At 62.8% G+C, this 13,960-nt stretch carries 15 protein-coding genes and 2 other annotated features; of the genes, 10 read left to right on the top strand and 5 right to left on the bottom strand.

What is annotated here, in order from left to right:
- Window positions 1-10 precede the first annotated feature (10 nt).
- Window positions 11-1,240 (bottom strand): D-alanyl-D-alanine carboxypeptidase family protein, encoded by a 1,230-nt coding sequence (locus F1642_RS16485; RefSeq protein ID WP_370582833.1) that lies wholly within the window; start codon window positions 1,238-1,240, stop codon window positions 11-13.
- Between the two features lie 205 nt (window positions 1,241-1,445).
- Window positions 1,446-1,504: a sequence feature (sul1 is cis-regulatory element that is thought to sense ions involved in sulfur or methionine metabolism; They are found in Alphaproteobacteria), on the top strand.
- Window positions 1,505-1,576: 72 nt separating this feature from the next.
- Between F1642_RS16485 and F1642_RS08015 the strand changes: the two genes are divergently transcribed.
- The 6 genes from F1642_RS08015 (at window position 1,577) to F1642_RS08040 (ending at window position 6,860) form a co-directional block, all read left to right on the top strand.
- Window positions 1,577-2,137 carry an NYN domain-containing protein gene (locus tag F1642_RS08015; protein ID WP_194885959.1) on the top strand — a complete coding sequence of 187 codons (561 nt, stop codon included), beginning with the start codon at window positions 1,577-1,579 and terminating at the stop codon, window positions 2,135-2,137.
- Between the two features lie 50 nt (window positions 2,138-2,187).
- Window positions 2,188-2,243 (top strand) — a sequence feature (sul1 is cis-regulatory element that is thought to sense ions involved in sulfur or methionine metabolism; They are found in Alphaproteobacteria).
- 74 nt (window positions 2,244-2,317) lie between these two features.
- Complete coding sequence (locus F1642_RS08020) at window positions 2,318-3,814, top strand: SulP family inorganic anion transporter (RefSeq protein WP_194885960.1); 1,497 nt, start codon at window positions 2,318-2,320, stop codon at window positions 3,812-3,814.
- Window positions 3,815-3,828: 14 nt separating this feature from the next.
- Window positions 3,829-4,755, top strand: a complete 927-nt coding sequence (locus F1642_RS08025; protein WP_194886247.1) for a universal stress protein — start codon at window positions 3,829-3,831, stop codon at window positions 4,753-4,755.
- A 10-nt stretch (window positions 4,756-4,765) separates the two neighbouring features.
- On the top strand, window positions 4,766-5,104 hold the full coding sequence (locus F1642_RS08030) for a TraR/DksA family transcriptional regulator (RefSeq protein WP_194885961.1): 339 nt from the start codon (window positions 4,766-4,768) through the stop codon (window positions 5,102-5,104).
- Between the two features lie 48 nt (window positions 5,105-5,152).
- Entirely contained in the window at window positions 5,153-5,353 is a 201-nt protein-coding gene (locus F1642_RS08035) for a hypothetical protein (protein ID WP_194885962.1), read from the top strand.
- Window positions 5,354-6,062: 709 nt separating this feature from the next.
- Window positions 6,063-6,860 (top strand): substrate-binding domain-containing protein, encoded by a 798-nt coding sequence (locus F1642_RS08040; RefSeq protein WP_042250316.1) that lies wholly within the window; start codon window positions 6,063-6,065, stop codon window positions 6,858-6,860.
- A 210-nt stretch (window positions 6,861-7,070) separates the two neighbouring features.
- Here the strand turns inward: F1642_RS08040 and F1642_RS08045 are convergent, their stop codons facing one another.
- The 3 genes from F1642_RS08045 to F1642_RS08055 all read right to left on the bottom strand — a co-directional run bounded on the left by F1642_RS08045 (window position 7,071) and on the right by F1642_RS08055 (window position 10,125).
- On the bottom strand, window positions 7,071-7,409 hold the full coding sequence (locus F1642_RS08045; RefSeq protein ID WP_042250314.1) for a cytochrome c: 339 nt from the start codon (window positions 7,407-7,409) through the stop codon (window positions 7,071-7,073).
- 52 nt (window positions 7,410-7,461) lie between these two features.
- Window positions 7,462-8,646, bottom strand: a complete 1,185-nt coding sequence (locus F1642_RS08050) for a sulfite oxidase (RefSeq protein WP_042250312.1) — start codon at window positions 8,644-8,646, stop codon at window positions 7,462-7,464.
- Between the two features lie 369 nt (window positions 8,647-9,015).
- Entirely contained in the window at window positions 9,016-10,125 is a 1,110-nt protein-coding gene (locus F1642_RS08055) for a TDT family transporter (protein WP_042250311.1), read from the bottom strand.
- Between the two features lie 95 nt (window positions 10,126-10,220).
- On the opposite strand from F1642_RS08055, the gene F1642_RS08060 reads away from it, so the two are divergent.
- The 4 genes from F1642_RS08060 (at window position 10,221) to F1642_RS08075 (ending at window position 13,462) form a co-directional block, all read left to right on the top strand.
- On the top strand, window positions 10,221-10,976 hold the full coding sequence (locus F1642_RS08060; protein ID WP_042250310.1) for a ZIP family metal transporter: 756 nt from the start codon (window positions 10,221-10,223) through the stop codon (window positions 10,974-10,976).
- The gene (locus F1642_RS08065) at window positions 10,973-11,812 is read left to right on the top strand and encodes a LysR family transcriptional regulator (RefSeq protein ID WP_042250307.1); all 840 of its coding nucleotides are present in this window, start codon (window positions 10,973-10,975) and stop codon (window positions 11,810-11,812) included. Before F1642_RS08060 ends, F1642_RS08065 begins: the two co-directional genes overlap by 4 nt.
- A complete protein-coding gene (locus tag F1642_RS08070) occupies window positions 11,805-12,404 on the top strand; it encodes a hypothetical protein (RefSeq protein ID WP_197054766.1) in 600 nt (199 codons plus the stop codon). The genes F1642_RS08065 and F1642_RS08070 overlap by 8 nt, the downstream gene beginning before the upstream one ends.
- A gap of 74 nt (window positions 12,405-12,478) precedes the next feature.
- Complete coding sequence (locus F1642_RS08075; protein ID WP_042250303.1) at window positions 12,479-13,462, top strand: malate dehydrogenase; 984 nt, start codon at window positions 12,479-12,481, stop codon at window positions 13,460-13,462.
- A 32-nt stretch (window positions 13,463-13,494) separates the two neighbouring features.
- Here F1642_RS08075 and F1642_RS08080 read toward each other — a convergent pair whose 3' ends face one another.
- Complete coding sequence (locus F1642_RS08080; RefSeq protein WP_081995029.1) at window positions 13,495-13,632, bottom strand: DUF305 domain-containing protein; 138 nt, start codon at window positions 13,630-13,632, stop codon at window positions 13,495-13,497.
- Window positions 13,633-13,960: the final 328 nt, after the last annotated feature.

The following is a 13,960-nucleotide window of genomic DNA, read 5'->3' on the forward strand; positions in this document are numbered from 1 at the left end:
ATCCCTGCGCTCAGCCGTCGCTATCATTCGCTGATGCGAGGACCGCGCCCTGCGCACGAGGGTTCGTGCCGGGACGGGACGATGCTGCCAAGGCCAGCGCCGAAGGGCGCCTCTTTGACTGCATATCTGTAGCGGAGGTCGTATTCGCTCCGACAGTTCCGACACCTGCGCGGCTGTCAGGTCGCGGACTGCTGCCCAGGGCCAGCCGATCAGACCGCGACGGTGCGTCTTTTTCAGGCGTACCTGCCAGACCGGCCGGACGGGCAATCGGTGCCAGGGAGGCCTGAAGGACCATCCGGTGCGGCTCTGGTCGGGTCGCGGCGGCGCTGGCTGTCACCTGTGCGCGGCGTGACACGGTCCGGACCTGAGGAGCCTGGGGCGGGGTTTCACGCACGCGATCGGGAATGCGGGGAAAGTTGTCGTCCAGCAGCTTGGCAACGGTCTGATTGCGCTGTGCGGTAGACGTGCCGCCAAAGACCGTCGCGATCAGCCGCTTGTTGCCGCGTCGCGCCGAGGCGGTCAGATTGAAACCAGCCGCGCGGGTGTATCCGGTCTTGATTCCGTCGGCCCCGTCATAGGCATCCAGGAAACGACGGTTGGTGGCCGAGACACGCGCAATGCCCGCATCGGCAGAGCGGCGCGAGAACAGATTGTAGTATTGCGGAAAGTCGTAGAACAGGTGCCGCCCCAGAATGCTCATGTCATGGGCGGTCGAGTAATGCCCCTCGCTGGTCAGGCCGTGCGCGTTGCGGAACTGGGTGTTGTTCATGCCAAGCGCCCGAGCCATCTGGGTCATCTGCCGGGTGAATGCTTCCTCTGAGCCGGCCAGGTTCTCCCCGATCGCAGTGGCAACGTCGTTTGCCGATTTGACTGCTGCCGCGCGGATCAGATACCGCAGCTCGATCTCCTGGCCGGGACGCAGGCCCAGCTTTGAAGGCGGCTCGTTCGCGGCGTTTCTGGAAATCTTGAACTTGCTGTCCAGCCGGACATCGCCGCGCTCGACGGCGCTGAATGTCATGTAGAGCGTCATCATCTTGGTCAGGGACGCGGGGTGCAGCCTGGTGTCGGCATTCTGTTGATAGATGGCCTCGCCGGTGCGCGCGTCCATCACATAGGCCGCGAACGGTGCCGCATTGGCCTGCGTGACCATCAACGCCATGACGACCAGTGCCTGGCGCCACGGACTGAACATGGATACGAATTTCATCACTGTCACTGTCTTTCTGCTCGACGCGGACATGTCGTTTCTCGCATGCCCGTCGTTCATCTTTTGGCGTGAGCATACGGAAGCCCGTCGATAAATCGACCCTAAATTCTGGCAGGCAGTCGGAGGAAGGTCGGGACAAAGATCGCGGTAGGCACTTCGAACGATCGACGGCCCGGCCCTGTATCATGGCAAAGCACGTGGTTGTGAAACCCGGTCCGATATGGCATTAGAACTGCGAATCGGATCCCGTCGACTGCGATGGGATGGCTTCTCCGGGCGCCTATCCCCCGGCAACCTGACCGAGCTACACGTCCTCCAATGCGCCATCCGCGACACGCGGGGCATGCTCGGGCGAGTTACAAGAACCCCATGAACACAGACACGCCAGTTTTGGCGCGAACGACGCTTTTGATCGACGGCAGCCATGTCGATCGCCTGAAGACCAAGCTTGGTCGGCTGATCGATTTCCAGAGACTGGTCGCGCATTTCAGCGCGGACGGAACGACTGTCTCGGCGCATTACTATCGAGACAGCCGCGACAGCGCCGAACAGACCCGGACCGCGCGGTTCTTCGAATGGCTGGAGCGCCACGACATCGAGCGCCACGGCACCGATGACTTCAACGAGCCCTGGTATGTCCGCGAACGCTACGGTTCCAACCTCGTGGCCCTGGCTTCCGATGCCCTGACGGCTGCGGAAAAAGGCGATAGCCTTGTGATGCTGGCGGGGGATGCAAAGTTGGTCCCGCTTCTGGAACGTCTGGCGGTGCTGGACGTGCCCGTGACGCTGATCTCCAGCCTTTCGGTTCCCAACAGCATCGCACCTCCGCCACCGCTGGTGGCGCTGGCAGATAGATTCATCGACCTGGCCAATGACGACCGGTTCTTCCTTCCTGAAGGCGGGCAAGAAGATACGCTTCACGAGCCATGAGACCGGGGTGAGCTGATCGCATGATCGGCTCATCCTTACATCAGCAAGCGCAAGGACCCGGTGAGAGCCCGGGTGGCTCTTCCGGCCGCCAATCCGCCGGATAATCCTTTGATGAACCCTGCCAACAGTTTGGACCGCCCGAAGGAAAAGGGCCCTCCATGACAGGGTATTGGACCATTCATGATCTCTCTTTCCGAATACAAGAACCAGTGGTTCGGCAACGTCCGCGGCGATGTGCTTGCGGGGGTGGTGGTGGCCTTGGCCCTGATCCCCGAAGCCATCGCTTTCTCCATCATCGCCGGTGTCGATCCCAAGGTGGGGCTCTATGCCAGCTTTTCCATCGCGGTGCTGATCGCCTTCGTCGGCGGTCGGCCCGGCATGATCTCTGCCGCGACCGCGGCCACCGCCGTCCTGATGATCACGCTGGTGCGTGATCATGGGCTTGAATACCTGCTGGCAGCGACCGTGCTGGCGGGTCTTCTGCAGATCGGCGCGGGCCTTCTGAAGCTGGGCCGTTTCATGCGCTATGTCTCGAAATCGGTGATGACCGGGTTCGTGAACGCGCTGGCGATCCTGATCTTCATGGCTCAGCTGACCGAGCTGGACCTTTCCGTTCCCGGCATTACCTGGCTGACCTATGCGCTGGTCGCGGCCGGGCTGGCAATCATTTACCTGCTGCCGCGCATCACGACGGCGATCCCGTCGCCGCTGGTGACCATCGTGGTTCTGACAGCACTGGTCTGGTTCACGGGCTGGGATGTGCGCACCGTTGGCGATATGGGCGCACTGCCCGACACGCTGCCCGTGTTTCTGATCCCCAATATCCCACTGAACCTTGAGACCGTGATGATCATCCTGCCCTATTCCATCGCGGTCGCCATTGTCGGCCTGCTGGAAAGCCTGATGACGCAGAACATCGTCGATGACCTCACGGATACCCGCTCGAACCGCAATCAGGAGTGCGTGGGTCAGGGCATCGCCAATACAGCGACCGGCTTCATCGGCGGCATGGCGGGCTGCGCGATGATCGGTCAGTCGATCATCAACGTCAAATCTGGCGGGCGGGGGCGGTTGTCGTCCTTTACCGCGGGGGTGGCCCTGCTGATCATGGTGGTGGGCCTCGGTGGCCTGGTCGCCATCATTCCCATGGCTGCGCTTGTCGCGATCATGATCATGGTCTCTATTGGCACGTTCAGCTGGTCGTCGATCGGCAATCTGCGAACCCATCCGCGCTCATCTTCGGTGGTGATGATCGCGACGGTCTTCACCGTGGTTTACACCCACAACCTGGCCATCGGCGTCCTGGTCGGCGTGATGCTGTCCGGCATCTTCTTTGCTGCCAAGATCGCCCAGCTGTTCCGGATCTCCAAGTCTTTGTCGGCGGATGGGCGTGAGCGGACCTACATCGTCGAAGGTCAGCTGTTCTACGGCTCGTCCGAAGACTTTGCCGAGGCCTTCGACTTCAAGGAAACCGTAGAAAAGGTCGTCATCGACGTCAGCCGCGCGCATATCTGGGACATCAGTTCGGTCCAAGCCCTGGACATGGCGATCCTGAAATTCCGCCGCGAAGGCGCTGATGTCGAGCTGATCGGCATGAACGAGGCGTCCGAAACGCTGGTCGACAAGCTTGCCATCCATGACAAGCCCGGTGCGATCGACAAGCTGATGGCACATTGAGGGAGGAGATGACGATGACCAACAAAATACTCGCATTGCTGGACGGCTCGGCCTATTCGGAGAGCGTCTGTCACCATACAGCCTGGATCGCGGGCCGGCTGAATGCCACCGTGGATGTCATGCACGTCATGGGGCGCCGCGAAAGCGGCAGCGCCCAGAACCTGTCCGGGGCGCTGACCTTAGGTGCCAGATCTGCGCTGCTGGACGAACTGACCGCCGCGGATGAAAGCCGGGCCCGGCTGGCACAGGCCAAGGGCCGGGCAATCCTGGAGGACGCCCAGAAAATCCTCGAAGCCGATGGCGTCGGACCGGTTGTCCCTCATCTACGCAAGGGCGATCTGTTGGAGGCGGTGCAGGAGGTGGAGCCCGACCTTCGCGCCATCGTCATCGGTAAGCGCGGCGAGGGCGCGGATTTTGCCGCCGGTCACCTTGGGTCGAACCTGGAACGGATCGTGCGCGCGTCAAAAGTGCCGGTCTTCGTCGCCTCACGGGCATTCAAGCAGATCGGTAAGGTGCTGGTCGCCTATGACGGCAGCCCGTCGGCCATGAAGGCCATTGAGCGCATGTCGAAAAGCGCGGTCTTCCAAGGACTGCAGATCACGCTCCTCTATGTCGACAATGGCAGCGGCCCGATCGGTGCGCGTATGGACGATGCCGTCCTTGCTCTGGGCGCGGCTGGCCTGTCCGCGACGGCGCGCACCGTCCAGGGTGAGCCGGACCAAGCGCTCGAGGCCATCGTGGCCTCCGAGGGCTTCGATCTGCTGGTGATGGGGGCCTACGGTCATAGCCGTATCCGCAACCTGATCATCGGCTCGACCACAACGGCGATGGTACAGGCGGTCAAGATCCCGTCCTGCTCTATCGCTGACATTACTCACGCGAACAGTCCGCGTCCGGCCTACCGGGCGCAGGCACTCCGACGGATCAACCCTGAGCCATGAGGTGAGACGATTGGACCCCCAGGATGTTGCGGCCTATTTTGCACCGCTTCTGAGACTGGAACTGTCCGAGCTACAGCAGGCATCCGATGACACGGCGGAGAGCCGCAAGTCTGTTGAACTGGACCAGCAGAGCATCGGCCGTCTGTCACGGATGGATGCGATGCAGAACCTGGCCATGGCCAGCGCCGTCGAGGCGCGCCGCCACGGCCGCATGTGGGCCATCGCCGCGGCTCTCGGGCGGATCGATACCGGCGATTTCGGTTTTTGCGAGGACTGCGGACAGCCGATCCCGTTCGAGCGTCTGAGCCTTGATCCGACATTCCTGCGCTGCGTCAGCTGCCAGGGATGAGATTACCGCCATTTTTAGGCTATCCGATATTTTGAGAAAGACCCAACCATGATCATCAATATTGCCGTCGGACCGATCAGCCGAAAGACCATGAACGACCTACATGAATACATGACTTCGTTCTCGCCCGAGCCGCACATGGCCTTTTGGGCCGATGACCAGGCCTATCTCGAACTGACCTCGCTCGAGGCACTTGAACTTCTCAAGGTGCAGTTTCCAGAGATCGAGCTGCACATCCTCAGCCGGTGATACTCACCGTTTAGAAAAGAAGCGGCTTGAAGTTCATGCCATCTCTTTGGTCTGACACCGCGAACCTGCAGATAGACCTCTCTGGTTCTTACAGTCCGCTTTCATCTACCCAAGCCTTTTCCACTTCGTTCAGCAGTGATCAGGCTGCAAGTGCAGCGAACGGCAGGAAGGTCCCGCATAGCGGACGGATGAGGACGACAGGCGACCGGCTGCTTTGCGGACCTTTCGGCCATTGAGTGCGCCTACGCTAAGACCGTTCGCAATTGCAGCATCAGCGACGTGCTGGGCGGAAAGCCGCCGCTAAAGATTCCTGATATTTACAGGTCTAGAGTCCGGAAGCAGCCGCTCGTCATCCCATATTCTTATCAAAGCGCGGCCACTCACACACACCTACTCGAACGCCGCTACGAATTCGGCGACGATGGCCTTTTCGCGCTGCTGGCACGCCGGCTCTCAGGCGTTACGTCGACACAGGGCGATGTCAGCTGCGCAGCGGATGCGTTCCTGCGCGCCAGCGTCAGCGCTGACCTTTTGATCGAATTGACTAGTCAGCATTTATCACGCGTCAGCCGTGCCCCACACGCAAGAGTGACGTAGAAATGGCAGAAAACGGCGAAGCCGTTCGGGCGTTTACGCCAGCTGCAGCGTTCTAGACGTCACATGGCGTCGGCATCAGGCCGACGCGATCCTGTTCGACCGGAGTGCCTTGATGAAAATGATATCCCTTCTGGCCATGAGCTTGTCCCTGACCACCCCCGCCCTTGCCCAGGACGCAGCCACGGATGCGCCCGCGATCGCGCGTGAAGCTGGCGACGGCGTTGTGCGTCTTTATGGTGCGGGCGGGCCGCATAGCGCGCTGCAGAAGGTCGCCGATGTCTGGCAGGCCGAAACGGGCACCGAGGTTGCAATCACCTTCGGACCGGAACCCACATGGTCCGATCAGGCGCAGGCCGATGCCGACATCATCTGGGGGACGTCCGAGCAGTCGATGACGGCGTTTCTGGAAACCTACACCTCGTTCTCGTCCGATCAGGTTCAGCCGATCTACCTGCGTCCCGCCATCATCGCGGTGAAGGCCGGCAACCCCAAGGGCATCACCGGCTTCGACGATCTTCTGGCCGACGGCGTCAAGATCGTCGTGACCGAGGGCGCCGGCGTCGGCAACACATCGGGCACCGGAGTTTGGGAGGATATCGCAGGGCGAACGGGCAACCTGGACGATGTTGTGGGCATGCGCCGCAACATTGTGGCGTTCGAGCACGGGTCGGGCGCCAGCTTCAAGGCGTTCACCGATATGGACGCGGATGCCTGGATCACTTGGCCGGACTGGACCGCGCGCAATCCCGACGTTATCGAGGCCGTATCGCTGTCCGAGGACCGCGCGATCTGGCGCGACCTGAACGTCGCCATCGCGCCGGATGCTGACCCGGAGGCGCAGGCCTTTCTGGACTTTCTGGTTACGGACGAGGCGCAGGCGCTGATGGAAACCGAAGGCTGGACCCGCTGAAGGGGTCCACGATCCAGCATCTCTAAAGCATGAGGTCTGACCTGACCGCAGATCTGTCCAACGCAATGCGATTGAATGCGAACCCTCATCGTCAGCCTGAAGTCCCGGCTTGAACGGCGATGGAATGAGCAAGACGCTAAACGTAACCCCCCGCCTGCAAGCGGGGGGTTTTTCGTTCAGTTCCGTCGTGGAGAAGAGCCATCGATCATCTCAGGGCTCGACGTTGTCTGCCTTGGTCGCGCTTGCGACATAGTGGGACAGAGCGTCCAACTCCTCGTCCGTCAGGCTATCATACGGCGTCATCGGTCCGACGCCGTTCACCAACGCCCGCATGACGCGGTCATAATCGGGACGCATGGTGTCGAGGTTCGGCCCGATCTCTCCCATTGTCTCGGCATCGGCCAGGGTATGGCAGATCGAGCAGGACGGCTCTGCCCCTTGTGTGAAAAGTGCCTTGCCCATGTCGATCCGGGCAGAGTCTGTTTCAGCTACAGCCATACCTGACAAGGATGAAAGCAAAATGGCCGCGGCACTCAGTGTCTTGTTCATGTGTTTTCCGTTGATCTGAGGGGTGTCCGGCACGAACCGCCAGCCGCGTGTGTCATGCCACTTCGATTTCGATGCCTGGCGCGCGCCACCCATTATGGTTGTATCCGGGGTCGTTGGGCTCAGTCTGCTCAGGCTGCTGGTTTCCGTCCGCATCCGTGGCCCGGCTGACCAGCCGATACGTGCCGGGCTGCAGATCCATCTGTGCCACAAAGGGACGCCACGCAAATTTCCCGAGATCAGGTCCGATGAACTCTGCTGTGCTCCACGTCTGGCCATCATCCGCAGATACTTCGACTGATGCGACGTTGGTTGTTCCGCCGAACGCCACACCCGTGACCTGAACGCGACCAGCCTGGGTCGCATCCAACGGGCCGGTGATCCAGGATTTGACCGACATCTGCCAGACCGACGGATGGTCCGGGCCGCCTTCTTCACCCACAGGCTGCAACCGATAGCGCGTCTGCTGGATCAGCGCTGGCGACTGCTCCGCGGTCATGGCGACCTTGGTGACGTATTTCACGCTGTTGACGCCCGTAAACCCGGGGACGACCATGCGCAGCGGACCGCCATGGGCTAGGGAAATCGGCTCCCCATTCAGCTCCCACGCCAGCAAGATATCATCGAGCGCATCCAGGGGCACCGACCGCTCGACGAGCAATGTCAGCGGATCAAGTCCTTCGGGAAGCGTCTCTCCACCCGTGCCGGTCACGTATTCCATCCCCTCCGCAACTCCCCCCAGAGCGTCAACCACAACTCTCAAGGGCACACCCGTCCACATGACGCAGCCTGCAGCACCAACCTGCCAAGGTGTGCCGGACGGCTCGTGCTCAAAATAGGCACGGCCGTTCCCGGAGCATTGCAGGACCATGGCAACAGTCGTGATCCCCATTGTCTTCAGTTCGGCCAGCGTCAGGCTCCGAGGCTCTGCCACGCCGTCGATGCTGACTTCCCATGCATCGCGATCGTCAAGAATGGAAGCAGGAGGCGGTGCCACATTGTTGCGGACATACAGCCTGTCCTCAGGCGTAAACGCAGAGGTTCCAAACGCAGACCGCTCCATCTCGATCGTGCTGTTGGAGTGCACGATCAGTGCATCGGCGTCCTTCCAACTGACATAGTCAGGCAGGGCCGTCACACTTTCCTGAGCTTGCACACGGACACCGCTGGCCATCACGGACAAGATGGCACCACTTCCGGCCAGCAGGCTTCGACGGCCTATCTTGAAATCACCCATCATCACTGTGCCTCCTCCCAAAGGTTTTGATCTTACTTTTGAGCCTAGCATGAAAAGAGGTTGGCGTGTCCACAGCCTCCTTTTGCGCGCCGCGTTATCAGAGCCGCTTCACGGGTGTCTATCCCTGACCGTCCGCTCCGCACCGTCCCGCATTGTGTCGACCTATCCAGCCCCCGTGAGCGTCTGCTTTGGTGAACTGGCATAAGCAAAGCCTTCAACCAACTGAAGGAAATGCTTTGCCTAGCATTCGATAGATGAGCCGCGAGGGATGCGAAGCATTATTTGCCGCTTATAGTTTTTGTTTTGCGGTCTTATGCTGACAGCATCAGGGCGGCAGCACCCGCCGGAACGGTGCGCCGTGTTGCGATCATCTCAATCCTTCTTCAGGCAAGGAGCGACGAACAGATCACCCCGCCACGCCCCGCGCACGGTGCGCGTGGCCACGATGGTCCAGATCACGGCCAGCAGGGCCACCAGCATCAGGCCGAAGACGTTGATCGAGCCGATGGGCATCAGCGTGCCCAGCTTCAGCGTCGCCACCGCGAACACCCCGATGGGAAAGGTGTAGCCCCACCAGCCGAGGTTGAACGGCAGCCCCTCGCGCAGGTAGCGCCCGGTGATCAGGGCAGCCATCGCGAACCACCACAGGCCGTAGCCCCACAGGATCATCCCGCCGATCAGACCGACGCCCTGCGCTGCGCCGACATAGGCGTCCAGCCCGTGCGCGGCGAAGATGGCGGGCGCAGCTTCGCCCAGGGTCATCAGGCCAAGCGCGCCGGTGCCGATGGGGCCAAGCGCCAGCCAGGCCGAGGCCGCCATCGACGCATGCGGCAGCTTGTGGATTGCAAGGCGCAGGACCAGCACCACCAGCACGCTCATCGCGATGGGCACCGACAGCGCCCAGAGGGTATAAGACACCCACAGCACCGTCAGGCCGTTCCCGACATGCGGGGCCAGAAGCCCGCCCGTCACTGCCGCCACCTCGGCCGCGACCATGGGCAGAAGCCAGACGGCGGTCATCTGGTCGATGGAATGGCTTTGGCGGGTGAACATCAGATAGGGGATGGCGATGCCACAGGCGGCGGCCATCGCGACGTCGATCCACCACAGCGTTTCCGCCAGCCCCACCGCGCCGTGATAGATCAGCAGGCCGTTGATGATCGTGGCCAGCCCCATCGGGATGCAGCCGAAGAACATCGACACGACCGAATGGCCGAAGACGCGGCGCGCCCCGTCGAAGAAGAACACCCACCGCGCCGCGTAAAGCACGGTGAACAGCGCGAAAAGGCCGATGTTGAGGATCCACAGCGCCTCGCCCACCGCGCGGAACGAGGTTTGCGCCAGCGCGATGGACAGGATGCCGGTGCCCATGGTGGCGGCGAACCAGTTCGGGGTGAACTGGCGCACCACCTCGCGCGGGCTGTCGAGGCGGCTGAACGGTTGAAGGCCGAGCGATACGGCGCGCATTTTCTCGAAGGTCATAGGGTCTCTCCTTGGGTGTGGAGATAAGGGGGCTGGCGCGACCGGTCCAACGGATTAAACTTGTCCGAATGATCGGATTAGACGATGGGACGACGATGGCGATCTGGATGCAGGCGGGATTGTGGGGGCTGGCGGCCGCATCGTCGCTGCTGATCGGCGTGGCGCTGGCATGGTTTGCACCGTTTCCCAGACGGGTGACGACGGGGTTCATGGCGTTCGGCTGCGGGGTCCTGATCTCGGCCGTCAGCTATGACCTGATCCTGGACGGGTTCGGCAAGGCGGGCATCTGGCCGGTGGTGCTGGGGGCCGTGGCGGGGTCGGTGCTGTATACGGTGGCCAACGCGCTGATATCGCGGAATGGCGGGCACCATCGCAAGCGGTCGGGAAAACAGCAGGGGCATGCGGCACAGGGCGGCGGGTTGGCCATCGCGGCGGGGGCGTTTCTGGACGGGATACCGGAATCGGTCGTGCTGGGGGTGGGCATGCTGGACGGCGGCGGCGTCAGCATCGCCATGTTCGCGGCGATCTTTCTGTCGAACTTTCCCGAAGGTCTGTCCAGCGCCGTCGGGATGAAGGCTGCGGGGCGCGGCGCGGGGTATGTGTTCGGCCTGTGGACGGCGATCGTGCTGTGTTCCGGCGCGGCGGCGCTGATCGGTGCAGCGGCCTTGGGGGATGCGCCGCCCTATCTGCTGGCGGCGGTGAACGCGCTGGCCGCCGGCGCCCTGCTGACCATGATTGCCGATACCATGATCCCCGAGGCGGTAGAGGGCGAACGCGGCGAGACCGGCCTTCTGGTCACGCTCGGGTTCCTCGTGGCCTTCGCCTTGTCGCATCTGGGGACTGCCGCATGACGCTGGAACAGCTTCGGATCTTCATCGCCGTGGCCGAACGTCAGCATGTGACCGAGGCCGCCCGCGCGCTGAACCTGACCCAGTCCGCCACCAGCGCCGCCATTGCAGCACTTGAGGAACGCCACAACGTGCGCTTGTTCGACCGCGTGGGGCGCGGCATCATGCTGACCGATCTGGGCCGCAGCTTCCTGCCCGAGGCGCGGGCGGTGGTGGCGCGGGCCGAGGATGCGGCGGGGTTCCTTGCGGCCTCGATGGGATTGCATCATGGGCGGTTACGGCTGGTGGCCAGCCAGACGGTCGCGAATTACTGGCTGCCGAAGGTTATGCAGACCTTCCAGGCCGCCCATCCGGGGATCGCGTTGACCTTGCGCATCCTGAACACCCATGACGCGTGCCAGGCGGTGGCCGAGGGTGAGGCCGATCTGGGCTTTGTCGAGGATGAGGTGACCTCGCCCGCGTTTACTCTGATCCCCGCCGCAACGGACCGACTGGTCGTGGTGGCTGCAAAGCCCGTGGCCGATCTGGCAGCGGGGACATGGATCCTGCGCGAACAGGGCTCTGGCACGCGCGCCATTCTGGAACAGGCGCTGGCGGCGGCGGGGATCGTGCCACGCGTGGGGATGGAGCTTCCCTCGAACGAGGCTGTCCGTGCGGCGGTCGAGGCGGGCACTGGCGTCACCGCCCTGTCGCGCGTGGTGATAGAGGCATCCTTGGCAGCGGGTCGGTTGTTCGAGATCGAGTTCCCCATCCCGCCGCGCCATTTCAACGCCGTGCGTCCCACCGGCCGCCATGTGAGCCGAGCCGCCCAAGCGTTTCTGGATCGCGCTCTTGGATGAGGTGCTGCGCGCCCTGATGGCGATTGCGTCCACCGATCGGCTGTTCAACCCTTACCGCGACCATGATCCGGCGGTGGAGGCTGCGGGTGCCCCTGAAATTCGCCGCTGCAACCTGCGCGTCTATCTGGAGGCGATGCCGAAGGGCGCGCCGCTGTGGCTGGGCGAGGCGATGGCACGACGCGGCGCGCGTCGCACCGGCATCCCGTTCTGCGGCGAGGAGGCGCTGCACCGTCTCGGCCTGCCATTGATTCAGCCGACCCGCCATGCGCTGCCCGACGGGCCGACCGCCTGTGCGATCTGGGCCGCCGTGTCGGACCCGCCGCCGCTGTTCTGGAACGCCGTCATGCAGCATCCTCATCATGCCGATGGCCGCACCCGCCCGCCGGCCGTGGCCGAGATTGCCGCCAACATGCCCGCCCTGCATGCGCTGATCGCGTGGAAACGCCCGCCGCGCATCCTCTGTATCGGGCGCGTGGCCGAACGCGCGGCGCAGGGCTTGGGCGTTTCCGCCACCTATGTCCGCCATCCGGCGCAAGGCGGGTTGGCCGCATTCCGCGAGGGTGTCGCGTCATTCATCGAACAAGGCGATTGATCCAAACGGAACGATGCGTTGGACGGTTGTCTTCCGCGGGCCTACCTATTCCCCGCAACCTTTAGGAGGACACCGTGACCACATCTACCCCCAAACGCATCGCCGTCACCGGCGCCGCCGGCCAGATCTGCTATGCCCTGCTGTTCCGCATCGCCAAGGGCGACGTCTATGGCCCCGACCAGCCGGTAATCCTGCAACTACTGGACCTGCCGCAGGCGCAGGATGCCGTGCGCGGCGTGGTAATGGAGCTGGCGGATTGCGCCTTTCCGCTGCTGGTCGAGACCATGGTGACCGACGATCCGGCGACGGCCTTCCGCGATGCGGATGCGGCGTTCTTCGTCGGCTCGCGCCCGCGCGGCAAGGGGATGGAGCGGCGCGATCTGCTGTCGGCCAATGCCGAGATCTTCCGCGCCCAAGGCCGAGCGCTGAACGAGACCGCCAAGCGTGACGCGAAGGTCGTGGTCGTCGGCAACCCCGCGAACACCAACGCGATGATCCTTGCCGCCAACGCGCCCGACTTCCCGAACGAGAACGTCACCTCGATGATCCGGCTTGACCACAATCGCGCGCTGACGCAGCTGGCCACGAAGGCGGGCGTCGCCGTGGCCGAGATCGACCGGCTGGCCGTCTGGGGCAACCATTCCCCCACCATGTTCGCGGATTGGACCGAAGCCACCGCGCAGGGCGGCAAACTGCCCGACATGATCGGCGACGACGCATGGTATCGCGACACCCTAATCCCGAACGTGGCCCGGCGCGGCACCGCAATCATCGAGGCGCGGGGCGCATCCTCGGCCGCGTCCGCCGCAAATGCCGCCATCGACCACATGCATGGCTGGATTCACGGCACGGGGGGCAAATGGATGTCGATGGGCGTCCACTCGAACGGCGAATACGGTATCCCCGAGGGGCTGATGTTCGGCGTTCCGGTCATCTGTGCGAACGGCACATACGAACGCGTCGAAGGTCTGACTTTTACCGATTTCCAGCGCGAGATGATGGCCCGCACCATCGCCGAACTGGAGGAGGAACGCGAGGCTGTCTCAGCCCTTCTGTAAAGAACAGGCCCGCGCAAGGCGGGCCCACCCTATTATTCCGGCACTTCAACGCCCATGCGGTCCAGCATGGCCGTCATCTCGGCAATATCTTCCTTTTGCGCGTCGATGATCTTCTGCGCCATATCGCGCGTCTCGTCATCCGTGCCGTGCTCCAGCTCCACCTCGGCCATGTCGATGGCAAGGCATTGGTCAGTTTCGCAACATAGATACGCAGTGCGGAGAGAGTTCGCTGTTCCCACCCGAAACGGCAGAGCGGCACCCTTTGCCTCACATGACGAATGACCGCTATGGGATGAGCGTCGCCCTAAACCATAGTTGGCCTTGCCGGGACCAAGGTCCGGTTTGGGTCGATCACTCTTGCTGCATCTGCATTCGCTGCAGGCGGCATGAGTGTCGTCTATGGGCTCTTCGCGTCGTTGCAGCGCCAACCGCTGACCGTCCGCTTTCGTCAAGCTGGCAGGTCAGAAAGGCACACTGCCTAACAGAAAAGGCAGAACT

Origin of the sequence: Paracoccus sp. NBH48, from assembly GCF_015390265.1 — a bacterium.
GTDB classification, from domain to species: domain Bacteria; phylum Pseudomonadota; class Alphaproteobacteria; order Rhodobacterales; family Rhodobacteraceae; genus Paracoccus; species Paracoccus marcusii.